The organism is Acinetobacter lactucae, assembly GCF_013344765.1.
GTDB lineage: Bacteria > Pseudomonadota > Gammaproteobacteria > Pseudomonadales > Moraxellaceae > Acinetobacter > Acinetobacter lactucae_A.
This window is the reverse complement of sequence record NZ_JABVBF010000363.1, coordinates 1-869: the sequence shown is the minus strand read 5'-3', so window position 1 is coordinate 869 and position 869 is coordinate 1. Positions and strand designations below refer to the sequence as shown.

The 869-nt window shown below is 27.2% G+C and carries 2 protein-coding genes; both read left to right on the top strand.

Going from position 1 to position 869, the window contains the following annotated elements:
- Nucleotides 1–503: HlyD family efflux transporter periplasmic adaptor subunit (locus HUN22_RS17345; protein ID WP_174731985.1), on the top strand; the 503-nt coding region annotated here is incomplete at its 5' end.
- Nucleotides 500–869, top strand: a 370-nt coding sequence (locus HUN22_RS17340; RefSeq protein ID WP_254617567.1) for a cysteine peptidase family C39 domain-containing protein, incomplete at its 3' end; no start/stop codon positions are given. The genes HUN22_RS17345 and HUN22_RS17340, both read left to right, overlap by 4 nt.

Here is an 869-nt window from a genome sequence, read left to right as displayed (position 1 = left end):
AATTAACATTAAATGAACAAAATAATGGATATATACTAAAGTCACCAGTTGATGGGTATATTAATGTTGTTCAAGACTTAAAGGGAATATATTTAAATACAGGTAAAAATATAGCTAATATTATACCTAGTAATTCTTTGGTTGAGGCAATGTTATTTATTCCTAGTTCTTCAATAGGTTTTGTTAAAGTGGGTGGGAAAGTTAATCTAAGATATGATGCATACCCTTATCAACAGTTTGGTCAAGGAGAGGGTATTATTTATTCTATTTCACCGATTAGTGTTTCAAGTGAAAATATTTTAAATGCAGAAAATGATAATAGTGGTTCCTATTTTATTGCAAAAGTTAAAATTAAGGATCAAAAAATAAAATACAATAATAATGTTTTTTATTTAAAACCAGGCATGAAAGCAGAAGTTGATATTATTCTAGAAAATAAAAGAGTATATGAGTGGATATTAAAACCTTTAATGTATTTAAAGAATAATGTGAGAAGTATATGAAACTTAGTGGATTAGAGTTTGGTTTCTTTAAATCAAAAAAATATACTATTTTACAAACTGAAAGTACAGAATGTGGATTGGCATGTATAGCCATGATACTAAACTATCATGGTAGTAAGGTGGAACTAAGGGAACTACGATATAAATTCCCAGTATCTCTTAAAGGAATGACATTAGGTTATTTAACAAAAATATGTAATAAGGTAGGCTTGGCAAATAGACCATTAAAAATTGATGTAAAAAATTTAAAACATCTAAATGGTCCCTCTATCTTACATTGGAATTTTAATCATTATGTAGTTTTGTATGAAATAAAGAATAACAAAGCAATTATTTTAGATCCGGCACTAGGTGAGAGAAGTATAT